At 37.6% G+C, this 22441-nt stretch carries 26 protein-coding genes; 13 read left to right on the top strand and 13 right to left on the bottom strand.

The genetic code is table 11. The annotated features are described in order from the left end of the window. Nucleotides 1–12 precede the first annotated feature (12 nt). From JW841_09075 to JW841_09060, 4 genes are all read right to left on the bottom strand, one after another. A complete protein-coding gene (locus JW841_09075; GenBank protein ID MBN1961088.1) occupies nucleotides 13–471 on the bottom strand; it encodes a manganese efflux pump in 459 nt (152 codons plus the stop codon). Nucleotides 472–530: 59 nt separating this feature from the next. Continuing rightward, entirely contained in the window at nucleotides 531–1007 is a 477-nt protein-coding gene (locus JW841_09070; protein MBN1961087.1) for a tetratricopeptide repeat protein, read from the bottom strand. Between the two features lie 97 nt (nucleotides 1008–1104). Then, the gene (locus tag JW841_09065; protein MBN1961086.1) at nucleotides 1105–1572 is read right to left on the bottom strand and encodes a hypothetical protein; all 468 of its coding nucleotides are present in this window, start codon (nucleotides 1570–1572) and stop codon (nucleotides 1105–1107) included. Nucleotides 1573–1637: 65 nt separating this feature from the next. Continuing rightward, a complete protein-coding gene (locus JW841_09060; GenBank protein MBN1961085.1) occupies nucleotides 1638–2771 on the bottom strand; it encodes an EscU/YscU/HrcU family type III secretion system export apparatus switch protein in 1134 nt (377 codons plus the stop codon). Nucleotides 2772–2941: 170 nt separating this feature from the next. On the opposite strand from JW841_09060, the gene rbfA reads away from it, so the two are divergent. The 6 genes from rbfA to JW841_09030 all read left to right on the top strand — a co-directional run bounded on the left by rbfA (nucleotide 2942) and on the right by JW841_09030 (nucleotide 7536). After that, nucleotides 2942–3454, top strand: a complete 513-nt coding sequence (gene rbfA, locus JW841_09055) for a 30S ribosome-binding factor RbfA (GenBank protein MBN1961084.1) — start codon at nucleotides 2942–2944, stop codon at nucleotides 3452–3454. Nucleotides 3455–3491: 37 nt separating this feature from the next. Beyond that, a complete protein-coding gene (gene truB, locus JW841_09050; GenBank protein MBN1961083.1) occupies nucleotides 3492–4424 on the top strand; it encodes a tRNA pseudouridine(55) synthase TruB in 933 nt (310 codons plus the stop codon). A gap of 477 nt (nucleotides 4425–4901) precedes the next feature. Next, nucleotides 4902–5816 (top strand): magnesium transporter CorA family protein, encoded by a 915-nt coding sequence (locus JW841_09045; protein ID MBN1961082.1) that lies wholly within the window; start codon nucleotides 4902–4904, stop codon nucleotides 5814–5816. 5 nt (nucleotides 5817–5821) lie between these two features. Next, nucleotides 5822–6259 (top strand): hypothetical protein, encoded by a 438-nt coding sequence (locus tag JW841_09040; GenBank protein MBN1961081.1) that lies wholly within the window; start codon nucleotides 5822–5824, stop codon nucleotides 6257–6259. A gap of 151 nt (nucleotides 6260–6410) precedes the next feature. After that, complete coding sequence (locus JW841_09035; protein MBN1961080.1) at nucleotides 6411–7277, top strand: site-specific DNA-methyltransferase; 867 nt, start codon at nucleotides 6411–6413, stop codon at nucleotides 7275–7277. A 121-nt stretch (nucleotides 7278–7398) separates the two neighbouring features. Then, nucleotides 7399–7536, top strand: coding sequence for a hypothetical protein (locus tag JW841_09030; GenBank protein ID MBN1961079.1), 138 nt, complete (start codon nucleotides 7399–7401; stop codon nucleotides 7534–7536). 67 nt (nucleotides 7537–7603) lie between these two features. Here the strand turns inward: JW841_09030 and JW841_09025 are convergent, their stop codons facing one another. Continuing rightward, nucleotides 7604–8356, bottom strand: coding sequence for a hypothetical protein (locus tag JW841_09025; GenBank protein ID MBN1961078.1), 753 nt, complete (start codon nucleotides 8354–8356; stop codon nucleotides 7604–7606). Nucleotides 8357–8948: 592 nt separating this feature from the next. On the opposite strand from JW841_09025, the gene JW841_09020 reads away from it, so the two are divergent. Next, nucleotides 8949–9323, top strand: a complete 375-nt coding sequence (locus JW841_09020) for a response regulator (GenBank protein MBN1961077.1) — start codon at nucleotides 8949–8951, stop codon at nucleotides 9321–9323. A 1-nt stretch (nucleotide 9324) separates the two neighbouring features. Here JW841_09020 and JW841_09015 read toward each other — a convergent pair whose 3' ends face one another. Next, on the bottom strand, nucleotides 9325–10080 hold the full coding sequence (locus JW841_09015) for a uroporphyrinogen-III synthase (protein ID MBN1961076.1): 756 nt from the start codon (nucleotides 10078–10080) through the stop codon (nucleotides 9325–9327). Nucleotides 10081–10152: 72 nt separating this feature from the next. Here JW841_09015 and JW841_09010 point away from each other — a divergent pair, with 72 nt between their 5' ends. Continuing rightward, nucleotides 10153–11133, top strand: coding sequence for a metallophosphoesterase (locus tag JW841_09010; protein MBN1961075.1), 981 nt, complete (start codon nucleotides 10153–10155; stop codon nucleotides 11131–11133). A 202-nt stretch (nucleotides 11134–11335) separates the two neighbouring features. On the opposite strand, the gene JW841_09005 is transcribed toward JW841_09010, so the two are convergent. The 4 genes from JW841_09005 to JW841_08990 form a co-directional block, all read right to left on the bottom strand. Further along, a complete protein-coding gene (locus JW841_09005; GenBank protein ID MBN1961074.1) occupies nucleotides 11336–12961 on the bottom strand; it encodes a radical SAM protein in 1626 nt (541 codons plus the stop codon). A 20-nt stretch (nucleotides 12962–12981) separates the two neighbouring features. Beyond that, nucleotides 12982–14172 (bottom strand): hypothetical protein, encoded by a 1191-nt coding sequence (locus JW841_09000; GenBank protein MBN1961073.1) that lies wholly within the window; start codon nucleotides 14170–14172, stop codon nucleotides 12982–12984. A gap of 365 nt (nucleotides 14173–14537) precedes the next feature. Beyond that, entirely contained in the window at nucleotides 14538–15110 is a 573-nt protein-coding gene (locus JW841_08995; GenBank protein ID MBN1961072.1) for a flavodoxin family protein, read from the bottom strand. Nucleotides 15111–15137: 27 nt separating this feature from the next. Continuing rightward, nucleotides 15138–16190: a hypothetical protein gene (locus JW841_08990; protein MBN1961071.1), complete on the bottom strand. Its 1053-nt coding sequence runs from the start codon at nucleotides 16188–16190 to the stop codon at nucleotides 15138–15140. Nucleotides 16191–16264: 74 nt separating this feature from the next. Between JW841_08990 and orn the strand changes: the two genes are divergently transcribed. The 5 genes from orn to JW841_08965 all read left to right on the top strand — a co-directional run bounded on the left by orn (nucleotide 16265) and on the right by JW841_08965 (nucleotide 18697). Beyond that, the gene (gene orn, locus JW841_08985; GenBank protein MBN1961070.1) at nucleotides 16265–16810 is read left to right on the top strand and encodes an oligoribonuclease; all 546 of its coding nucleotides are present in this window, start codon (nucleotides 16265–16267) and stop codon (nucleotides 16808–16810) included. Nucleotides 16811–16872: 62 nt separating this feature from the next. Then, complete coding sequence (locus tag JW841_08980; GenBank protein ID MBN1961069.1) at nucleotides 16873–17577, top strand: PspA/IM30 family protein; 705 nt, start codon at nucleotides 16873–16875, stop codon at nucleotides 17575–17577. Between the two features lie 18 nt (nucleotides 17578–17595). After that, entirely contained in the window at nucleotides 17596–17775 is a 180-nt protein-coding gene (locus tag JW841_08975; protein ID MBN1961068.1) for a hypothetical protein, read from the top strand. A gap of 284 nt (nucleotides 17776–18059) precedes the next feature. Further along, on the top strand, nucleotides 18060–18293 hold the full coding sequence (locus JW841_08970) for an AbrB/MazE/SpoVT family DNA-binding domain-containing protein (protein ID MBN1961067.1): 234 nt from the start codon (nucleotides 18060–18062) through the stop codon (nucleotides 18291–18293). Then, nucleotides 18290–18697, top strand: coding sequence for a type II toxin-antitoxin system VapC family toxin (locus tag JW841_08965; GenBank protein MBN1961066.1), 408 nt, complete (start codon nucleotides 18290–18292; stop codon nucleotides 18695–18697). Before JW841_08970 ends, JW841_08965 begins: the two co-directional genes overlap by 4 nt. 129 nt (nucleotides 18698–18826) lie before the next feature. Here JW841_08965 and JW841_08960 read toward each other — a convergent pair whose 3' ends face one another. From JW841_08960 to cheB, 3 genes are read right to left on the bottom strand one after another with little or no spacing between them, the layout of a single operon-like run. Continuing rightward, nucleotides 18827–20173 carry a hypothetical protein gene (locus JW841_08960; GenBank protein MBN1961065.1) on the bottom strand — a complete coding sequence of 449 codons (1347 nt, stop codon included), beginning with the start codon at nucleotides 20171–20173 and terminating at the stop codon, nucleotides 18827–18829. A gap of 21 nt (nucleotides 20174–20194) precedes the next feature. Further along, a complete protein-coding gene (locus JW841_08955) occupies nucleotides 20195–21373 on the bottom strand; it encodes a hypothetical protein (GenBank protein MBN1961064.1) in 1179 nt (392 codons plus the stop codon). Further along, nucleotides 21370–22440 carry a chemotaxis-specific protein-glutamate methyltransferase CheB gene (cheB, locus tag JW841_08950; GenBank protein ID MBN1961063.1) on the bottom strand — a complete coding sequence of 357 codons (1071 nt, stop codon included), beginning with the start codon at nucleotides 22438–22440 and terminating at the stop codon, nucleotides 21370–21372. The genes JW841_08955 and cheB overlap by 4 nt, the downstream gene beginning before the upstream one ends. Between the last annotated feature and the right edge of the window lies 1 nt (nucleotide 22441).

The raw sequence follows: 22441 nt of genomic DNA, 5'->3' as shown, positions 1-22441 counted from the left end.
TGCGTAATGCCATCAATAAAACGTTTGAGTATAGGGCGACTCATCCGGTACCGGAGTCATTTCCAGAACCACCTTCAACTTGGGCAAATGTCTATGAACGGATGGCCTCGAATGATGGTCTTCAAACGATAATCCAACTGCTAGTGCATCAATACTAGTTGCTAACGAAAGTGCAATTAAAGACCAACCTTTAGTAGGGTCATTTTTAACTTTTTGATGGGTTTCTCTTTGCTTAAAAGATTCTTTTAGCATTTTGCCGCCAACCAAAGCGAGCAAAGTAAAAGCAATCCAGTGATCTAATTTCGCCATTAAATCATATATCAACTCACCCGCAAGCCACCCCAACATCAGCATTATTGCTTGAAAAAGGCCAAAGCTGCCCGCCATTCGTAGACAATGCCATAGTGTAAGCTTTGCCAGTGATAAACCAGTGATTATTGATACTGCAAAGGCATCCATTGCTAAAGCCACGGCAATAATAATTAAACTTAACCAATTAATAGTAATTTAAATTAAAATTAGCATTATATTTATGGAATTAGGCGTAACATTGCTTGGGCTTTTTTAACCAAAGCTTTGTCGACAGCAGTAGCTATGCGCAATGCAGTAGTTAAATCGCTACGTGCAGCTTTAAATTGCCCGAGCGAAACATTAATTTCAGCGCGATTTACATAGCTAGAAATTTCTTTAGGTGAGACACGAATAGCGTAAGTGAATTGTTTAATGGCTTTTTGAGGTTCTTTAAGACGCCAATAAATTGCGCCTAACGCACGATAATAATAGGCATTTTTAGGATCAATAGCGACCAATCCTTCAAAAACCGTGCGTGCATCATCACTTTTACCCTGAAGAAAAAGCAAATAACCTTGCTCTGCTATAGCATAGAGTTCTTCGTCAGAGAGACCTACTATTTGTTTTAAGGTAACTCGACCCTGAGACCATTGCCCAATTAATTTTGACAGACGAGCTTGGAGTTGCTCGCCAACGATATTTTGATTTTCAGCCATGTTATTAAAGCTTATAGCAATGGTGTAGGAATGGTAAAAGCTTTAATGCTGTATGAAGGTACTGATTTTTTTACATCTACTAGGGACACCCCCTACTTTATCCCTTACTAGAAGCAATACAACGTGCATATACACCTTCAGTAAGACTAATGCTTTTATTGAGATATTCGCCAAGACCAACGATTACGCGGCGAATAGAATCCACCATTAATGATTTAGTCTCATCACTAATATCTTCAGCATCTTCGATAGCATCTTGCAAATCTAATAAAGCTTTACCTTTTAATTTTCTATAGGCATTACGGGTTAGTACAAGACTTATACGCTGACCTTCAAATGGATTTTGTAAAGGTTCGGTAGGTGAGGCCAAACGGATACGATCAGAGCCACGAATAGCTAAAGCCAAGCGAACATCAGTGACTGCATGTTCTGGCATAGGCGAAAACACCGGATTGGGATCGGGCTTGCCATACTGCAGCTTGATTTCTTCAACAGTATTGCCAAATTGTGAGATATTGCCGGGCTGTGCTGTAAATCTTTGATAACTTTCAAGGTTGTTTGCCACGTTTTATCCTACACATATAAAAAGTTAATTGGTTAAGGTATGGTATTATGTTTACCTATTTGCTGTCATCGACCTTTAGTTGGTGATCGTTTATTTGTTGCTGGCAACTTGTTGGTTTGATTTTTCTTTTGTTTCTTTTTTTGTTCTTGTGCAAGACTGAATACGAAATTTAATATTTCTGCGACTGCTTCATAAAGTTCTTCAGGAATTTCATCACCAACTTCAAGTTTATCTAATGCATGGGCTAAAGGCACATTTCTTACTACTGGTACCCCATAATGTCTTGCGGTTTCGAGAATTTTTTCAGCCCAAATACGACTACCTTTAGCAACAACTTGCGGAGCTGAGCCTTTTTCTTTGTCATATTTTAAAGCAACAGCAATATGTTCAGGATTACGAACAACAACATCGGCATTTTTCACAGCAGCAGTACCTTGCGAGTTAAGAATTTCTTGGTGAATACGTTTGCGTTCGGATTTTTGTTGCGGATCACCTTCAGATTGTTTGTATTCTTGCTTAATATCGTATTTCGACATCATATTATCTTTAGTATATCGTTTGCGTTGATAAATATAATCAACAGCGGCAATTAATAAAAATGCACCGGCTATTTTGATAGTAAAGCTCCAAATAATTGAACCAATTACCATTATCCCGACCGGGACAGTACCACGTACTAAGTAGGCAATATCGCGCAAGGCGTCACGCAGAGCCACCCATGATAGGTAGACAATGATGGTGAATTTAACTAAGGTTTTTATTAATTCAACTACCTTTTTCATATTGAAAAGGTTTTTAAAACCATTGATCGGATTTATTTTATTGAGATTAGGGTGCAGCGGTTTTGTCGTAAACATGAATCCTACTTGCGCAACATTCATACTTACACCTAAAACGACTGCAGCAACTAAAATTGGCGCGGTCATAAAGAAAAGAGTTTTCAACCCAGAATAAAGCATTCGCGGAATCGCGGCATACATACCGTTTCGTGAAAAAGCGGTTTGATGCGAAAGATAAATAAGATCACGTATTTGTTCGCCCATGTAACCAAACAATGCTGACAGTAAAACAAAAAGGCACAAAAATGACATAGCCATAGTAACATCTTGGCTTTTGGGTACATTACCTTCTTGCCGAAGTTTGCGTAGCCGTTCAGGGGTCGGCTCTTCGGTTTTTTCGCCTGTACCGCCATCACTCATACATAAGACTTTAAAGGGGCTAACACCTAAAAGGCAATGCAATGAAGCAATTACTGATCGGCAAGTTAATAAAATACTAATGAGTAATTAAAGAATACTCTGAAAATCTTTACTTTTAAAGTGCACCTCAGCTTGACAAGCTTGTTAGTTAAGCCTTACGACGCATCATCGTGTCTGCATCAAATTATAAACGAACGCATCAAGTTGGCGAGCTGATACAACATGAGTTAGCCAATGTGATTACTAACGAACTTAAAGATCCCCGTGTAGGTTTTGTAACAGTGACTGAAGTTCGGGTTACCGGAGATTTGCGTAATGCGCGAGTGTATGTTTCGATTTATGGCTCACAAGAGCAGCGTAATTCTTCGCTCGAGGGTCTGCGCACTGCAGCAGGGTACCTAAAACATATTCTGGCCCAACGTTTAGAGTTGCGTTTTATTCCAGAGTTAAGCTTTGAATGTGATGAAAGTCTTGATCGCGCTGAACGACTAGAAACGGTTATGCAAGCTATTGCAAAAGGTGAAACACAAACACCCGCTCATGAAACAACAGAGCCATTAGCAGCAGAAACATATCGGAGTGAACTTGCAATTAAGCGCCAAAGCTTTGCTGCTGAGCGTAAACGCAACAACAATAAAGCCAGCAATCGTGGTGTAAAGAGACGCCGTCGTAAGTGTTTTTAATTACTTAATTGAGATTTTTATTTGTAAAAGGTGAGTTATGGACGGCATCCTCGTTATCGATAAACCGGCTGGCCCAACTTCTCATGATGTTGTAAGTCGCCTTCGTTATGCCTTAAAAGAAAAGAAAGTGGGACATACAGGTACTCTTGATCCAACTGCAACTGGTGTATTGCCAATAGTACTTGGTGTCGCAACTAAAGTCGCGCGTTATATTTCGTGTGGGGATAAGACCTATCGTGCAACCATAAGACTGGGTATTACCACTGATACTCTCGATGCTGCAGGAGTGGTACAGAGTGAGCAACCAGTAACTGTTGATGAAGTACAAGTGCGCAAAGTACTTGAAAGTTTTATTGGTGAAATCGAACAAGTTCCACCAATGTATTCAGCAAAAAAGGTTGATGGTAAAAAGTTATATGAACTTGCTCGTAAAGGTATTGAAGTTGAGCGCAAAGCTAAAAAGGTTCATATCCATCGACTTGAAATAATCTCAGTTGCCTTACCAGAATTAACTATCGAAGTTAGTTGCTCAGCAGGCACCTATGTACGAGTTTTAGCGCGCGATGTCGGTGAACGTCTTGGTTGTGGCGGGCATCTTGAATTGCTAACACGTATTTCGGCTGGTCAATTCTTATTAAGTGAAGCAATTACCTTGCAAGAAGCCATTGATGACCCAAATGTGGTAAAACAAAAAATTATTCCGATTAGTAAAGCACTAACCGTATTACCTAAGCTTATCTTGCCTAAACATGTGGCAAAAATGGTACAAGATGGTTTTCAGCTTACGGTGGCGCAGCTACGTACGCTTGATACCCCTAATTTTAGTAGTGATGAGACTATTGGTTTGTGGCTTGATAGCGGTGAAATCATTGCAATTGCAAAAACATTAATGCCAGCTAACGAATTGGCAGTTTCTCGACGTGATCGCCAAGCTCTTAAGACTGAGCGTGTTTTATTACAAAAAAGGTAATCAGAAGGTAGTTAGGGGCACTCCATAATTAATAGAGTTGATCACAAATAAAAACATTAAAAGTATCCGTCTATCAGCTATATCATCGCCTTTCATTCTAAGTTCCCTATTCCCTGTTCTTTAAATAGCCAGTTCAAATTTGTTAGCTAAAGGTAAAAAATCGGTCATTACATAAAAATATAGATTTAAAGAACAGAAAACTTAAGAATTGGGAATTATAAGTGAGCTTATTCGTAATCATGTTTAATTTTTAATAGAAGTACTTATGAAGCATTTTTTAACAATCTTATTGCAAACAAGAGTAAATTTATCGTTGATTTATTTCGTAACCTAGGTCACTAGTTCGCGAACTAAGATTTGGTTATTTTATCAGGGACACCCCCCAATTAGCCTTATCTTAGCGCGTTGATTGTACCCCTTCGCCTGGCCGTCATTTTAAGTAAAAAAAATACGGCTAGTAAAACGAGAGGTGACGGCATGCTCGTTAAGTATCAGCTTGCCGACGGCAGGGCACAAGCTGCCGACAATGGACTGCTTTGGGTGTTTTCTAATCCTGATGAGGCGGAACGCCGCAATCTAGTTAATACCTATGGTATTGACGAACATACCCTCAACTCTGCACTAGACCCTGACGAACTTGCGCGCGTTGAATATGAACCTGAGCATATTGCGATTATTTGCAAGCGGCCAAAAAGTTATTCGCATACCGATGATTTTCTTTTTAAGGTTCTTTCAAGCGGAATGTTTCTATTTAAGGACAAGCTTATCGTAGTAATAAGCGAAGAAGCTCCGCTGATTGAAGGAATTCGTATGCCTTTTAAAGGTTCAGGTTCGCCGATTGAGGCTATGTTGCGTATTCTCTATCGCACCATATATCATTTTTTAGAGCATTTGCGGGTTATCACGATGATGTCTGACTCGCTAGAACGTCGCATCAGCGAGTCTTTTGACAATCGGCATTTATTAAATTTATTTAAGCTGCAAAAAAGTTTAGTGTATTATGTTAGTGCTATTAGTTCTAACACTGTTGCTATTGAAAAATTAAAAAATGCTGCCCAGCGTTTAGGTTTTACCCCCGAGCAACAGGAGTTTATTGACGATATCGCCATCGAAAACCAGCAGTGCTACCGCCAAGCTGAAATTAGCTCTAACATTCTTGCCAGTCTTATGGACGCTAGAGTTTCTATTGTAAATAATAATCTTAGTGTCTTAATGAAGACTTTAAACATAATTACCTTATCAATTATGGTTCCGACCTTTGTAGTAAGTGCCTTTTCAATGAATGTGAAAATACCACTGCAAGAATACCCTTGGGCTTTTTGGGCCATTATGGGTCTTGGTATTGTTTCTACTATCGGTTTTCAGCTGTGGGGCAAATTTAAACTTTGGTGACAGTCATGTCGGATACTGGCATTGTGATTATAGGTAGTGCAGCTGGTATCATTTTTTTTATTTGGTTAGGGGGAATAATAACTCGCATTAGTGGTACTTGGCATGATGGCAAGAGAACCATAGTTTTTAAACAATGGGGCCCATTAGTACGCGGACTTTGTAATATTGATGGTGGTCAAGAGAGTTATAGTGGTTTTGCATTTTTTGGCCGGGTACGTCTTGAGCGCTATGCCACAGGTAAAGCGTATTTCTTAGCGGCGGGTTTTAATGAACAGATGATAGCATTTCTTAAGCAAGAAGCTCTTGCAGGATTTAAATTTAAGTTACGCGACAATAAGCTAACCGGTACTTTTAGTGGCTATAAATTTTCTTTTGGTTATCAGCCAACAAGGATTTTACGAGTGACCCGTATGGTTGGTGAGCCACGAGAATGGAGGCGTTGACAGGGTTTAGATTTTCTTATGTATAGGCTCCTGTTCTCTTGCTTCTCAAAGTATTCCAAGTTGCTCACTAGATGATTTAATACCACAGGCTATTGGAGCTATAGAAGATCCTCAAACGGCGTTGCCGAAAATAGCTCAAAACCCAGTTCTTATGCGTGACATTGATGCTGCGGTTCAACGATTGCCTACTCATCACAATATTTATCTTAACGATGCCCGAAAGTTACAGTTTGTTGAGCCCAATTCTGTCCATCTTGTTGTTACATCTCCTCCATATTGGGCTTTAAAAAAGTATCGAGATTCAGAAGGGCAGATGGGAGATATTGCTGAATATGAAACTTTCGTTAGTGAGCTTGGTAAGGTTTGGCAACATTGCTTTAGAGCTCTTGTGCCTGGGGGCAGGTTGGTAATTGTAGTTGGAGATGTTTGCTTGTCTCGTCGACAAAATAAAGGACGTCATACTGTTGTTCCTCTTCATGCATCTATCCAAGAACAATGCAGGCATATTGGCTTTGACAATCTTGCTCCGATTATTTGGCACAAAATTGCCAATGCTGCCTATGAGGCAAATGGTAATGGAGCTGGTTTTTTGGGTAAACCCTATGAACCAAATGCGGTAATAAAAAACGATATTGAATTTATTTTAATGCAACGAAAACCTGGTGGCTACCGCAGTCCATCTGTTGCAACACGGATTTTAAGTCTCATTTCGGCGGACAATCATAAAAAATGGTTTCAACAAGTACTTACGGGTTTGACTGGGGCATCAACAAAAAACCACCCAGCACCATATCCACTAGAACTTGCTGAACGTCTCATTCGTATGTTTAGTTTTGTAGGAGATACAGTTCTTGATCCTTTTTTAGGTACTGGAATAACTACTGTAGCTGCTGCCAAATGGGGGCGAAATTCTATTGGTAGTGAAATCGATTCAGAATATTTAGATTTTGCGGCAAAACGAATCAACCAAGAAACTACAACGTTATTTTGCCAACCAATAGTTATTGTACATCGATAATAACAACGGAATATTTTTATGGCGAAATTTGACGATAAAATACGTGCTGCGATTCGGCATTTCTGGAAAACGCGTTTAAACCAACAAAACAAGCAAGGTCAAACCACCGGAAAAAAGGATTATGGTAATAGATCAGCAGTTACAGGTGGTGCGTAAGCTTGATGGTTTTGTTAATTTATTTCGTGAGCTGTTGCTTGAAGCTGGATTGGGAGAATCAATGATATTATTTACTAGTGATGCCAGGCGCAGTATTTTCTGATGATTTAGTTGGGGTGAATTTTCGTAAGGTTTCAGTGCAGCTGATACCTGTTACATAAATTATTATATTATTTCTGTTTTGAAGCTGAAAGTTCATAAACACCATTTTTATTAATTTTTATTTCTGGCAATAAATGTGTTTCTTCAAAAATTTGATAACCGGGTATTAATTCTTGCCAAAAGTTTAATAGCTTTGGTTTATTAGCATAATCTTTATTAAGTTTTTTTAAGCCTTGTTCATCAAGCCGTGCTGGAAATAGATGTGCTACAACTGGCGTTTGCGGATGTTGTTCATGGGTATCAAGGGCAATGAGGTATAACTCTTCAATCCATTCATTAGTTAAAGGCACGCATCCAATAGTAACACAATCGCCATGAATACAAATCTGACCACCTGGGTCACGAGCCGTGGCACGGATGCAATCAGATTTATTAGGATAACTAACTAGCATTGAAAGATGAAACGAACTAACTGGATTAAATGATTTGATTTCATAAAAACCTTCGGGGACTTGATAATCACCACGCTGGCGTTTGGGACCAAGCTCGCCTGAATCAGCACATACTTTATATGGTTTTAACAAAATAAATTTGGCGTTTGCTTGGTGTGGTCTAACCCATAATTCAAGTATGGCTTCACGCTTAAACAAGCGCATTAAAACCTGAGCAGGCGGATAATCGAGATTATGGGCGGCAAATAGTGCATTAATTTGTTGATAACGAGTAGCGCGTGCCTGTTTAACGCGACGAGCAGTACTTTGGGCGTTAGATGGAGTAAATTTTATTTCGTTTTTTGTGGCTTCACTTGACGCAGCTTTCACTACGATAGAGTTAAATGCCAGCGAAAGTGATAGGATGAACAAACTAGCGTTTAACGGGCTAAATGTTTTTTGTGTCGTCTGGTATTGAAAAAATTTCATTTAAATTATTTACTTTATATTAGTACTAATAATCAAATATTTAAGGGGCTACCAATTGATACGCCCTTTGTGCTACTTAGGGAGAGAGCTTGTTTAATCAATAATTTGAATGGATAAATCATGTTGAGACAGCAGAAACAATAAAATCTGTTTAATTGGTTGGGTAATATTTTTTAATCCAAGAATGATCACGATCAGCGGCGCCAGCAACATAGACATTATTTTTCCATGCATGCGAGCAAGGTTTTAAGTGTGTTAGCAAGCATGCGCCCCACATATTGTTTATAGAAATCTAGCGATATCACTCATACCTTCTTTGATTGTATTTTATTTTATAAAGTGAAAGTGCAAATTGCATGTAATAAAATAGTTAATAATATAAACGTGTATTCTTATGAAAAATGGTCTATCATTATTATAATGGCACTAAATGATACAAATCAGTTTTGTTATGAGAAAAGATAAAAAAACAATTTTTAGTGTTGGAGTTATCGTGTCTATAAACGTTTTAATTGTTGATGATGACCGAGTGGTCAGTATGACGCTTAGGCGTCAACTTTTATCTGTTGGTTATGAAAGCAAGACCGCCAACACTGCAGGAGAAGCACTCAAACTTGCTGAACATGAACCATTTACCGCAATTTTTGTAGATTATTATTTACCAGATGATGATGGTATACATGTAATGGAGCAATTACGCCAAATACAACCGCAGACTACTTTGATAATGACAACAGGATGTAATGAAGAAACTATTCGTAGCGAACTATTAAAGGCTCATTTAGCAGACTGTCAAATTTTACAAAAGCCTTGGTCGTTTAGTAAGATGTTGATGATAGTTGGAATAGCTGCACGACAACGTGAATAAATTATTTATTATTTATAATTACTTTAACTAAACCATGAGCAGACGGCTCATCAGCGATTGCTGAGACTACCCAGCCAGCCTTTTGCGCTGCGGCTGCTGTTATTGAGCCAATACAAGCTACTTTTGCCGAAAGAATACCAAATTTTTTAGTGAAAGCATTGACGGTAGATGGACTAGCAAAAGTTATCCAGTCAATTGGATTATCAGCAGGTAAATCAGAATTTGAATTTATTAGACAAGTTTCATAGGCAACGATTGCATCTAATTGCGCCCCACTTAGTCGTAAGCCTTCAATTAATACTAGGCGTGCGTTACGTGCTCGTGGCCATAGCAAGTGTTGTTGGGCGATATGTTCACCAAAGGCATCTTGTATTGTAAGTAAAAGATTTTCCGCATTAGCGATAGCGGCAGTATGAATAGGTGAATAACCAAATTGACTCAATGTTTTAGTCGTAGTTTGGCCAACTGCGAAAAACTGAGTTGTGATGTTTTGAGAATTTATATTTTGAGATGCTATAAAATCATTAAATATTTTTACTGCATTGCTACTAGTAAATAAGATACCATCATAATATCCCGCTATCGCCTTTTTAATAGCTTCTTTAAATATCGTTAATTCTTGTTTAGTTACCGGCTTAATGTCGAGCACCGGAATTTCAACTACGATAGCGCCGTAACTCTTAAGCAGACTAGTTAACTCACGTGCTTGAGTTAGGGCGCGGGTAACTATAATTAATTTGTTTGATAGAATACCCATTGGTGTATTGGTTTATATAACATAAGTAAAAGAATAGTAGACACACTCACGAATTATTGCGTAATTTAACCCATGCCAAATCTTTTAATTGCAATTTTGTTATCTAGTACTGTTTTAACTGCACAACATTCAAGTTGGTCACATTATCGTAAAGTTAACCGCTATAAATGTCCTGGTCCCTTTGATACGCTTAAAAGGTCGCAAAAAATTAAAATTGCAAATAAAAGTTATATTCATTCGGGTTATCGCCTTGAGGTGCAAAATCCCGATTCAGACAATACTATTATTTTAGGAGTTTTAGGATCGATTAAAGACACCAGTGAAGCGACAAAATTAAATTTAAAGCAAGCATTAGCATGGTTTGCGCAAAAACAAGTAGAATGGATAATTGCTGATGGCGATCTTGGTTCTGAAGAAAATGATCTTGAAGACGCTTTAGGCATACTAGCCGCAAGCAAATTGCCAGTATTAACGCTGCTTGGTAATAGCGAGAGTCGTAGCACCTATGCGCGTGTTTTTAATCGGGTGGGTGCTTATAATCTAATCGATGGAGTTATGGTGCGTCAGATCATAGCTGATGACCTCGAGCTCTGGGTGTTGCCGGGCTATTATGATCAAGAATATAAACGCCAAGGGGCTGGTTGTGTTTATAAGCCCGAAGATATTGACGCAATGCTAACAACAATTAAACCAGCAGGTAATCTTCCTATTGCGCTAGTCTCTCATGGTCCGCCACGAGGCAGCGGAGAGTTGGCCTTAGATTACATTAGTGCCAAACGTAATGTGGGTGACCCTGAATTAAATCGTTTGTTACAGAACGCTAATATTCCATTTGGTTTTTTCGGGCATATTCTTGAAGCAGGCGGGCGTGCTGTGGGTAGTGATTTTTCAAGTGCCATACCAGCAGCAACCATGGTGACAAATTTATATATTAACAATGGTAGTATTGCCGCCGAAGCGTGGAAAATGAATGATGGCAGTACCAGTAAAGGTATGGCAATGATAGTTACTATTAAAGGCAAGCAAGCTATGTATGAGACTAAGCAGTGGTGAGTCCTGAGTATATCGAAGGGTTTAAACCACGAAACGACGCCTATTTATATTGCTCGTTGAGATCACACAATTTTTGAAACGTTGCTGTAACTTAAAAGAGAGAGCTAACCACTCCCAGGTTATCATTAAAGCGGATAAGATGTAAGTTAGGCTGTTTATACGGAGTTTACGCTGATATTTTATACAACCATCAGAACATGGGTTACTTAATTCCAGTTAAAAGTTTTTGAAGAAATATTCTATCATTTTTATTTTTAAAATAATCTATTTTATCAAGAGTTTCCTGAATTACTAATTTCAAATTTTTATTAGCCTCGTATATAGCTTTTTTTAAATTTTTTCTATTATTGTTTTTTAAACTAATCCCGAGTTCTCTAATAAGTTGAACATAAATGATACCATTTTTTTCAACTAGTTCTTTAGCAACAGAGACCTCATTTTCGTTATCACAAGAAAAATTTCTCTTCGTGATTTGTTTTAATGCATAGAAAAGTACGCTTGTTGTTTTACTTTTTGATCGGGCAATATTCATAATATATCTGACCTGTGGATCTTCAATTTCATAGTCATAACTCATCGAATTAAGATTAAATTTTTTAATTTTAAAAGCTGCGAGATCCTCTCCCCAAAAGGAGCCTTTATTAATTATGAGCGATCTCCAAAACCATTGATTACCTTTTATCAGGTTATATTTTAAATAAAATTCCGCTGATTCAATTAATTCATCAAGATTAAGTTTGGGGTCAAAAAGTATAAATCCGCAATCGAAAGGAATATTCAGCTTTTGAAGTATCTCAATCGATTTTATTATTACATCCTTATCAAGACCTCTGTTGTAGCGCTTTAGTTGTGAACATGATCCGCTTTCAATCCCAATATAAATTCGTTCTAATCCAGTTTTTTTCATGCGTTTTAAAATTCTTTCTATTTCATGATTATTAGGATTACCTTTTTTATATATACTATCAGGCCGGATAAATAAACGATAAGAGATCTTTTCCCCTGTATTTTCAATAATATCCAATATTTTATTCAGTCTTTGAATATGAACTTTTTCTGTACCTCCGAAAAATTCATCATCAGAAAATTCTATAATTTTACACTTTAGGTTTAATATTATATTTTTCAGGTCTTTCTCGATTCTTTCAATACTGAAACTTTCCCATTTTTTATAATGTCTGAAGCTAAATCTGGTACAGTACGAACATTTCGCATGTCCGCATCCCCTCGATAATTGCATTTGAACAGAAGAATTCTTGTTGATTTTTAATAAATCATATTGAGGTGGATATGGCAGTTTGGATAATATTGGTGCGACTTTTTTTACAGTTTTATCATTAAAAGAATTACCATTATAATAAACAATATTATTAATTGTTTTTAAATTATCAATGTTAAGAATTTTATATAGGATTAAATCAATAACATCGGCTATTGTTTTTTCTCCTTCTCCCATAACACAGAAAGCCTGGTTGTAAGATATTCTCGTATTTGATAAAACGATTTGTAGGATTTCTTTAGGGAAATAAGTAGGCAATTGATTTCCAAATAAAAATATTGAATTCGTATGTTTTAGTTTTTTTATTATTTTATTGAAAAAATCTAATGTATAAGACTGAATACTGAACCCAATAAGTTTATATTTGCCGGAATTAATTTCTTTTATTATTTTTTTTACATCTTTATTTGAATTACAATATAATGTACTACATTGAATATCCTTATCGGAATAAATTCCATTGATATGACCGATTAATGCTTCAATAGAAAGATAATTCCAGATGGAAAGATGAGATGGAGAATTTAACGCAATAAAAAGAATCTTCATTTTAGAAAGTGCAATATATGTTATGTGTATTGCATTTGGTATCTTTCAACTAAATTTTTACTAATAAATATACTATCATCTTTAAAAATTCCATGTTCATGTATAACTTCAAATTTAACATTAGGGATTTTTTTGTCTATTATCAGGTTAGGAATGGAATGTTTTTGATAATAATAATTTACTTTGATTAAAATTTGAAATTCTTCCTGGAAAAGATATTTTTTATTCAGAATATCAAGAAACTCACTATTGAACATAATGAATTGAAGTGCTAAAGCTCCTGCACTTTTACATCCGCTAAACATAAAGACAAAGTTTTTTGGCTTAAATGGATTTTTAACGCGAGTAATTAGTGCATAATCTTCCAAAATTTGATCCGGCTTAATTTGGCTAGGATTAATTATTTTCGAAGGTTTATATCCATTTATTTTTTGTGTATCTTTAATTATTACATCAACTGGTGGATGATCAACATTGTCTTCCCATTCAAAACAAAATAAGTTAGGCATTTGTTTCAGTTCATTATTAATAATTTCAGTAATAATATTGGTTTTTATGCTTCCAAATAAAAACAGATTATCAGATAGATTAATAGATGTCCGTTTTGATATAATTCCATCCCTGCGATATTGATTTACATCAATCCCCTCTTCGCATGAACAGCATAATTTCACATTTTCAAGTCCAAGATTATTGACCGCGATGCTGAAACAATTCATGACCAGCATAGATTCTTGAAAGATTAAAGGAATAGAAGAAGAGGCTGCCGCGGCTGATTTTTTATCGTGAATAGTGCCCCGGTGTGAAAAATATAATCTGATATTTCCATTAGTTCGTTTGATTTTATCCATTATAAAAAAGCGATTAGTGGACATTGAAATATTAAATGTAATACAATTTTGCACCGGTCTTTTTAACTCTTCTAAAGATTTCATTACTTTGTAATTGCCGATAAAAAAGTACGCGGCTATTTTAAATACTTGAATCAAATATTGGATAAAAGAAAACCAACCTTTCAAGATAATAAAAATAACAGCTAAAAGAGGGAGTGTTGCAAGACCGGCAAAGACACTATATGTGTTGGTAATAACTGAGAAATCGACACTTTTATTAATATACCAAATACATAAAATATAAATGCAGCAGGTAATGAATGCTATTATTCCGGCACCAAGAAGACCTTTTAAAAGAATCTCAATTTTATTTTTCATAGTTCAGTTTTTTCCTTAATAAAGTAACTGACTCGTATTTTTATATTTTCTGCTAAAATATTGAATTCCCGAAAGTAATACTTTCTATAATACTAGGTGCTAAAAAATCAAATAAAAAACTCTATATGTGTCTCGAACCAAGTGCTAATCATGTCATCCTGTAAAGGCATTAAAATTTTCTAATTTTATTTGAATGGAGAACTTTATACCTATCTCGACAATACAGTTCTTAAGAGCTCCAAACATAAGGTGAGCAAGCGATGTTTAAAGCGAAGCAGAGGTAAGTCCTGAGTTTGTCGATGGGTTAAAACCACGAAACGACGCCCATTTATATTGCTCGTTGAGATCACCCAATCTTTAAGAAGTTACTGTAACTTAAGAGCTAACCACGCAAGGTTATCAGCAAAGTGAATAATAGTATTAATTGCTTCTTGGTCATTATTTACAGCACCAGCTTCACGAGCTAAGGCAACATTCCAATAAGTAGAACCTGGCACAATCATGTCATTGATAGAAAACCAGAAATTTAATTGGGCATAAGTAAAATTTTGCCCTGCACGCCTAGCTATTGCTAGCGGGCCGCCGATCTTACGAGAGAAGAGATGACCATTTGCGCGTGATACATAACCAGCGCGGTCAAGCAACGCCATTATTTCTGGAGTAGCAGAGCCAAAATATACTGGTGAGCCAACTATTAAAATGTCAGCTTGTTGCATGGCCGCAAAAATCGGATGAAAATCATCATCTTTAGTAATACAAGTTTTATCGCGTTGGCGTGCACAGGCACCGCAAGCTCGACATCCCTTTATCGTTTTGTCGCGCAATGAAATGAGTTGACTTTCAATTTGGTGCGTAGCCAGTTGCTCAAGGCAAACTTGCAATAGAGTTTCGGTATTGCCGCCTTTACGCGGACTACCTGAGATGGCAAGGGCCTTCATGTTTTTTATACTCCGTATAATAAAGGTTTAAGTATTTGAAGAGTTAGGCGAAGGTGATTGAGGCTTAAAGTATTTTTTTAAGAAAGCAAGGTAGACAAACCAAATAGCACTGAAAACAATTAGCATTATCAGCATGGGAAGGCGTGTATCACTAGTAAATTGTTGCATTGCTTGCATTTGCGTCGCTGAAATATTGTTATTACTCAAGGTTAATAAATCATTGGGCGACCAATAATTAAAAATACCATGAGTTAAAGCTAGCAGTGAACCTACGACAGTACCCCAAAAACCAATTGGGCGTAGCTGATAAGTGGTGAATGCGAGTGCGCCTAAAACCATGGCAATAGCAAATAAAATAAGTACGGCAACGGGACCTTTAATTATCGAACCAAATAGAGAGATGCTACCATAGCTCATAGCAATTAAAATCAGATAGGCAGCTAAGCCAAGACTAATCGATAAGCCAAGCACAGATAAAGGAACGCGTTCGGGCCAGCTAGGTTTAGGATCGACGGTATTAAGCGTGGCAATAACATTGCGGCTTGAATAAAAAACTATGAAAGCAATAGGTATTATTACTGCAATAAACAAAACTATTGATAAGCCGACAATAAAAACCAATGTCAGCATGCCTGGTGGAATGGGTTGCTCAGCAGGCATCGAAGCTTTAATTAAAGCGCCCAATTCGTTTCGCATTGCAATGATCATAGCAATGCCAAGGACACCGGCGGATAATCCGACCCAAGAAGCAATGATCATTAAAGGTCGCATCCAGCGACGTCGACGCATTGAAGCAAGGCCACTCGCAATCATAAAGGCAGCAAAGCCACCATAAATAGCGAAGGCCATAAATGCGCCACTATCACCGGTTTCACCAGCAGGCGTGTTTAGGGCGCCAACTGTAGTAATTATCGAAAAACACCCTGAAAACGAGCCAATTATCAAGGCGATAATACCAAACCACATTAGCCCCATTGAGCGATCTTGATGAGTTTGGAAGCCATCTGGCTCTTTGCCAGAAGTTTTAGATGACGGCTGCGAACCAGAAAGAGAAGATGAATTATTAGCAGGTGTATTCATAATGCAGCTCTTTTTAGCAGAATTTGCCACGATAAATCTTGTAAAAAATGCTACACTCTGCTCGATTGCTTAATATGAAAAAATCCATTCTTGCATGGTTAGACCTTGAAATGACCGGCCTTTGCCCCGAGAATTGTGTCATTGTGCAGTTAGCGATGATTCTTACCGATACTGAATTAAAAGAAATTGCGTCACCTCTTGAAATTAATATTTGGCAACCAGAATCAATATTGGCTGAAATGAGTCCTTTTGTTCGCAATATGCATGAAAAATCAGGCCTATTAGCAGCAGTACGTAATTCGCAGGTTAGTGTGGCTGATGCAGAGAAAAAAGCCTTAGAATTGCTAAGCAAGCATGCACAATTTCGTACGGCACGCTTATGTGGTAATTCGATCTGGCAAGACCGACGATTTTTGGTAAATCATATGCCGCTATTAGAAGGTTATTTGCACTATCGCCAAATCGATGTTTCAAGTATTAAAGAGCTAGCTGGTTTTTGGTTGGGTACAAAGTATGAAAAACCTGAAGATGGTAAACATACAGCACTACATGATGTGCGCCAATCCATTGCAGAACTTAATTTTTATCGCCAACAGGTATTTGTTAAACCTAGTTTATGATTAAAAAAACTTCAATAATTAGGGATACCCCCTAACCTTCACTTGAGAAAGAAGGTATTCGGATGGCTGGTTTTTTTACGCGCCTTGGTAATTTATGGAGAGGATTTTGGGGCCTTTGGATATCAGATGTTGAAAAAGACCACCCAGAAATTGCCTATGAAAATGCCATTAATGGCATGATCGAAAAGTATTCACAGCTTAAAAAAGCAACTGCAGCAATAATTCGCCGACGCGAAGATTTAGAGCAACGTCTAGCGGTGCATACTAAAGATTTGGTACAAGTAGATGCTGATCTAAACACCGCAGTAGAAACCAACCAAGATGATTTAGCACTGGTGCTTATTCAAAAGAAGAACCAACTTGAAACTACGGTGGCTGAATTAAAGGGTGAGCTTGAAATTGCCAGCACTGATGCTGAAAACGCCAAATCATCATTGATTCAAGTGCAGGTTGAAATTAAAAAACTTAAAGCTGAAAAAGATGTTATGCTTGCCAAAATGGCATCAGCCAAAGCACGTTTACGTATTCAAGAACAACTCGAAGGTTTTTCTATTGATGCTGAGGTTAAGGCCCTCGATAATGTTCGCGAAAATATTAACAATATAGCCGCGCAAGCAAAGCTTGGGGCTGAGTTGGCTGATAGCTCACTTGATACACGCTTGCAAAAATTACGTCAGCAATCCGGTGATGCCGCAGCTAAACAACAATTAGAACAACTTAAAGCGGCAGCGGCGCAAAAGAAGGCACAGTCGCAGCGTACTATGTAGAATCGTTGACATTTTATCATGGATAAAACAGCAATTGTGATTGGCGCCACTGGACTAGTGGGTAAAGGGTTAACTAAACAACTGTTAGATGATAAGCGCTATGAACGAGTGAAAGTATTCGTGCGTCGTGCTTTAACTATCTGTTCATATTGCGACGAACGCGGAGGCTTACGATTTGAAAGCTTATTATCCATATAAATAAAATAACTTAAAAAGCATAAAAAAATAAAGCGTAAGAGCATAAATAGAGCGGATAATGGAAAAACATTAAATAAATCAGCAATATTGCGATAATTGACTTTGCAGGGAATTATAGATTTGACCAAATTTCATGGTAAATAATAAGGATAGTTTCTTTGGTCTACCTACAATTACTTTACTAATACCAGGCTTAACAAATAGCTCAGCAATCTCAACTAATTGACAGTGCTATAATCAAGTTTTACTCTTACCAGTAAGAGTAAAACTTGGAATCTTTTATCATGAGAATTACAGCAAAAGGGCAAGTAACTATACCATTGCATATTCGTGAGCAATTGCGTTTGCAACCAGATACTGAGGTTGTGTTTGCTATTGACGGTAATGCTGTTCGTATCACACGCGCCAAGCAGCAAAGCAATAAGCGTGGCAAACAATTATTAAAGAGACTACGTGGCAGTGCCAGCACGAATATGACAACTGAGCAAATAATGGCACTTACACGTGGAAAATCATGAAGCCAGTATTGGTTGACGCTAATGTCATTATTGATATCGCTACTGAAGATACTAATTGGTATCAATGGTCAGCTGAGCAACTTGAGCAATGTGCTAGCGACAGTATTCTAATAATTAACCCAATAATCTATGCTGAAGTCTCTATTGGTTTTGCCCGTATTGAAGAACTTGATGCTGTCGTACCGCTTGAATTTTTTAAGCGTGAACCGATACCATTTGAAGCTGGGTTTCTAGCGGGAAAGGCATTTATAAATTATCGCCGCAAGGGTGGTGTGCGCAACAAACCATTACCTGATTTTTTTATTGGCGCTCATGCCGCAATAAGAGGCTATCGTTTATTAACGCGAGATGTATCTCGATACCGTACTTATTTCCCTTCAGTAGAATTGATTGCACCGAGTTAGAGCATGTGTGGGGATATTTGAGGGTTGTAGTTTGAAATTTAACAAGATTAAATTTAATAATGAACTTGTACTAAATAGCACATAATCCTAAAGATGATTAATTTACTAATGGTAATAGATGAAGAAAATTTAACTTTGTTTGTTGTTTGTTGTCTCTTTTTGATTTTCACTTTGTTCTTGTTCAAGCATGGTGCTTAACGTACCAGCTGTATGTACTAAATCGTCAGCAGTAGAACGAGCTTGTCTCGCACCGCTAACTGCTTGTTGTGAAAATTGTTGAACTTCATCCATTGCTTGTTTGACTTGTTCAGTAGAAGTTCGTTGTTGATTAGTTACCAGGGTTATGCGTTTAGCTGTTTCAGTAGTTTCACTCGCTAATTTTTGGCCTTCTTCGCTAGCTAATACCGCAGATTGCGATAACTCGCGAATTTCTCCAGCTAATGATTTTATACGACGTACCGTATCAGTAATAGTTTCAGCAAGGCGTCGCATTTCTGCACCTAGCAACACAAAACCACGCCCGGCTTCACCAGCTTTAGTACCTTCAAGCGAAGCATTTAGTGCAAGAATATCACTTTTATCAGCAATACCACGAATCGATTCAGATAAATCAGAAATAGCTGTTGCTTGAGTGTTGAGTTTAGCAATGCGTTCAGCAATAACCACACTAGCTTCTGAAGAACGTTCGGCTGCAATAACCACATTAGAAGCACCGTCAGCAATGTCGGCGGCTGCTTCAATTAATGCTTGCATAGTTCGCCTAGTTTCATCAACCGAGGCAGCTTGACTTTCTGAATTTGTTTCTGTTTGTCCAGCGATAGCAAGAATTTCAGTAGCTGCAGCTCGAAGTTCTTGTACACTACCGGCAACATGTTCACTAAGACTACTAACTTGTTGGATAATACGTTTGGCAGCGAAACCAATCATTACCGTAGCTAGTATGGCCAAGATTAATGTTAACAAGATATTCCAAGTGCGAATCGATGATATTTGATCATTTACATTAGATTTATCGATGCCAACATGAACAGAGAAAGTTTCAGTTGAAGCTTTTGCCAAAGCCACGAAATCACGAATAGGAATATCCTTAACATTGATATCAATTGGTTTGTCATCACGATTTGTTACTACCATAGGTGCAAGTTGTGTCCCTTCGGGTATAGCTTGAACCATAGTACCGTTTTTCCTAACTACAGCTAAATAAGAAATATCATTACTGATCAAGCGCATTTCTTTAAGTATACGTGCAAGTGCTGCGGTATCTTCAAATTCAAGAGGAGCTAGCACCATACTAGCTAAAGTGAAGGCCGTACCTTGCCCTAAATTTTCTGCAGCTTTGGTGGCAGTGTCAGACTGTACCCAGATAGAACGAATGCTTAAGGTCAATCCGAGTAGTAATACAACGATAATCGCAGTAGCGACCATGCGAATTAATACCTTCGTTACAACTGCTGTTAATAAAGTTTTTTTTGCCATGGCTTACCCGTCCATAGTGGCTTATCGCCTGGTTGCATGATTTGATAAATTATTTAGTCTTAAATTTACCGCCTCTATTGCGGCATGCTGTGGCATGAGAAATGGAGTTAATGATTCGTAGTCTTTTAAAGTAAAAATTTTCTCAGGATTTTTATTTAACGCGGTAGCTGCTTGTTTATAGCTCTGTACTGCTAATATCGGATCAGTACTAGTGACTATATCACCTAACAAAATTGCCGCTGGCCAAAGTTCGGGTTCTAAAAATAAACTTCGTCGCAAAGCTTTGCGTGCTTCTTCGAGAGTATTTAGTAAAAGAAGACATAGAGCAATACGAAGATGAATATCAGCTGCAAGGTCTTCATGTACTAATATTTCATTATAAGCTTCGAGAGCCTCATTTACTTTACCTTCATCAAGTAGCATATCGCCACGACGACGTTTAGAATTTGATTTATTATTTTTTTGTGAAGTTATTATAGGTTGATGGTTTGCTGTAGTATTTTTAGTCAACGATTTATTTTTAGTTGTAGAAATTAATGGGGCAGAATTTATCAATAAAGGTTTGCTCTCGTCACTTGCTCGGTAACATAGAGTACCTTGTTGTTCAAAAGCTTCTACTGCACAAAGTGAGTGTAAATGGATAAATACTCGTGAATCGAGCCATTCACATGCTCCTAACACTAAAAAACCATCGCTATTAAGCATGGATATAAAACCAGCAACAGCATGTGCCACTTCTGGAGCTTCATGATAGATTAGAGCATTACGACATAAAATAATATCCCAAATACCACTAATATTTAATCGCGGTCGTGGTAAATTTGAAGTTAGAAAATCATGCACTGAAAAAGTAACAATTTGTTTTAAGTTAGAATTAATTTCAAAGCCACCATTCTTTTGAGAAAACCATAAACGTTTATATTGTGGTGGCATATGTCTAAGACTATTTTCACGATAATGACCAGATTTTGCATGATTGATAACAGAGGTGTTTATATCAGTGCCAAGAATTTCAACCTTGGCACCAACTTCTTTTGCTAACATTGCAATAGTATAAGGCTCTTCACCACTAGCACAACCTGCGCACCAAATAGAAATAGGACGTTCAATATTTGCTGCGGACAACAATATATTATCACGCAGCATATATAAGGCATCAACCTCACGAAAAAAGTAAGTATGCGGATTTGAGTGAGTCATAAATCTGACCCCACTTTTGGTTTAACGCTTTTAGCAAGTGAGTCGAGAAGTTGATTGATTTCGTTAATACTAAGAATCGAATTTACGCCACCTAATTCAATGGCAACTTTTGGCATACCGAAAACAACACAACTGGCTTCATTTTGTGCAATGGTAATTCCACCAGTCTTATGTATCATATTAAGTCCAAACGCGCCGTCACTTCCCATTCCAGTGAGTAGAATACCAACAACATTTGCGCCAAAGGCTTCAGCCGCTGATTCAAATAAAATATCAATTGAGGGTTGATGACCATTGCGAGGCGGATCAGCTTGCAGACGTATACGTTTAGTTGAAGATAAAGCAATATGATGGCCACGAATACCAACTAGGACTTGGCCGGGCTTAAAAGAACAATTATTATGCGCTTCACGCACCGAAATATTAACAGTTGAATCAAGCCAATCGATAAAACCTTGGGCAAAATCTTCACCTAAGTGTTGTACAATTACTATAGGTATCGGAAAGTCGGTTGGTCTTTTAGCTAAAATTTCCTGAAGAACACGAGGTCCACCAGTAGAGGCTCCAATTACAATCACTTCTGGCTCATTAATAACAATTGGTTTAGCAGGTAATGGTTTTAAGCGACGATGTTCATAAGAACCACGTGGATGAAAAACCACCGGTACTTTTGCCAAACGATGTAATGTTTGTATTAGTTGATCTCGTTCAGATTTTATCCAAGCCGCTGGTTTGGTAACTAAATCAAGGGCACCGCGAGTTATTGCATCAAAAGCAGCATTACGCTCAGCAACTACAGAAGGATCGCTAATAACCAAAATGCGTGTTGGTGCATTTGACATTATTTGAGTAATAGCTTCAAGGCCGCCTAAAAGTGGCATGGCCAAATCCATAGTAATAATTTGTGGTTTTAATGTAGCAGCAAGGCGTACCGCTTCTTGGCCGTCTCCTGCTTCCCCAACTATAGTAAAATCACCAGCACTTAGAAGTACCTGACGTAAAATGGCTCTTACCAATGGCGAATCGTCAACTAATAACACAGAAATTTTTGTCGTTGAATTATCCATG

It is taken from the genome of Deltaproteobacteria bacterium, from assembly GCA_016931625.1.
Lineage (GTDB): Bacteria > Myxococcota > XYA12-FULL-58-9 > XYA12-FULL-58-9 > JAFGEK01 > JAFGEK01.
The sequence above is the reverse complement of the archived record's forward strand: the minus strand, read 5'-3'. Positions and strand labels throughout refer to the sequence as shown.

What these genes read in the sequence shown, in the direction of transcription:
- JW841_08990 (MBN1961071.1), bottom strand. Translation starts at nt 16,190, where the DNA reads ATGAATACACCTGCTAATAATTCATCTTCTCTTTCTGGTTCGCAGCCG.
- JW841_08965 (MBN1961066.1), top strand. Translation starts at nt 18,290, where the DNA reads ATGAAGCCAGTATTGGTTGACGCTAATGTCATTATTGATATCGCTACT.
- JW841_09035 (MBN1961080.1), top strand. Translation starts at nt 6,411, where the DNA reads ATGCGTGACATTGATGCTGCGGTTCAACGATTGCCTACTCATCACAAT.
- truB (MBN1961083.1), top strand. Translation starts at nt 3,492, where the DNA reads ATGGACGGCATCCTCGTTATCGATAAACCGGCTGGCCCAACTTCTCAT.
- JW841_09060 (MBN1961085.1), bottom strand. Translation starts at nt 2,771, where the DNA reads ATGAGTGATGGCGGTACAGGCGAAAAAACCGAAGAGCCGACCCCTGAA.
- JW841_08970 (MBN1961067.1), top strand. Translation starts at nt 18,060, where the DNA reads ATGAGAATTACAGCAAAAGGGCAAGTAACTATACCATTGCATATTCGT.
- JW841_08975 (MBN1961068.1), top strand. Translation starts at nt 17,596, where the DNA reads ATGGATAAAACAGCAATTGTGATTGGCGCCACTGGACTAGTGGGTAAA.
- JW841_09010 (MBN1961075.1), top strand. Translation starts at nt 10,153, where the DNA reads ATGCCAAATCTTTTAATTGCAATTTTGTTATCTAGTACTGTTTTAACT.
- orn (MBN1961070.1), top strand. Translation starts at nt 16,265, where the DNA reads ATGAAAAAATCCATTCTTGCATGGTTAGACCTTGAAATGACCGGCCTT.
- JW841_08995 (MBN1961072.1), bottom strand. Translation starts at nt 15,110, where the DNA reads ATGAAGGCCCTTGCCATCTCAGGTAGTCCGCGTAAAGGCGGCAATACC.
- JW841_09040 (MBN1961081.1), top strand. Translation starts at nt 5,822, where the DNA reads ATGTCGGATACTGGCATTGTGATTATAGGTAGTGCAGCTGGTATCATT.
- JW841_08960 (MBN1961065.1), bottom strand. Translation starts at nt 20,173, where the DNA reads ATGGCAAAAAAAACTTTATTAACAGCAGTTGTAACGAAGGTATTAATT.
- JW841_09045 (MBN1961082.1), top strand. Translation starts at nt 4,902, where the DNA reads ATGCTCGTTAAGTATCAGCTTGCCGACGGCAGGGCACAAGCTGCCGAC.
- JW841_09070 (MBN1961087.1), bottom strand. Translation starts at nt 1,007, where the DNA reads ATGGCTGAAAATCAAAATATCGTTGGCGAGCAACTCCAAGCTCGTCTG.
- cheB (MBN1961063.1), bottom strand. Translation starts at nt 22,440, where the DNA reads ATGGATAATTCAACGACAAAAATTTCTGTGTTATTAGTTGACGATTCG.
- JW841_09030 (MBN1961079.1), top strand. Translation starts at nt 7,399, where the DNA reads ATGGTAATAGATCAGCAGTTACAGGTGGTGCGTAAGCTTGATGGTTTT.
- JW841_09005 (MBN1961074.1), bottom strand. Translation starts at nt 12,961, where the DNA reads ATGAAGATTCTTTTTATTGCGTTAAATTCTCCATCTCATCTTTCCATC.
- JW841_09000 (MBN1961073.1), bottom strand. Translation starts at nt 14,172, where the DNA reads ATGAAAAATAAAATTGAGATTCTTTTAAAAGGTCTTCTTGGTGCCGGA.
- JW841_08955 (MBN1961064.1), bottom strand. Translation starts at nt 21,373, where the DNA reads ATGACTCACTCAAATCCGCATACTTACTTTTTTCGTGAGGTTGATGCC.
- JW841_09015 (MBN1961076.1), bottom strand. Translation starts at nt 10,080, where the DNA reads ATGGGTATTCTATCAAACAAATTAATTATAGTTACCCGCGCCCTAACT.
- JW841_08980 (MBN1961069.1), top strand. Translation starts at nt 16,873, where the DNA reads ATGGCTGGTTTTTTTACGCGCCTTGGTAATTTATGGAGAGGATTTTGG.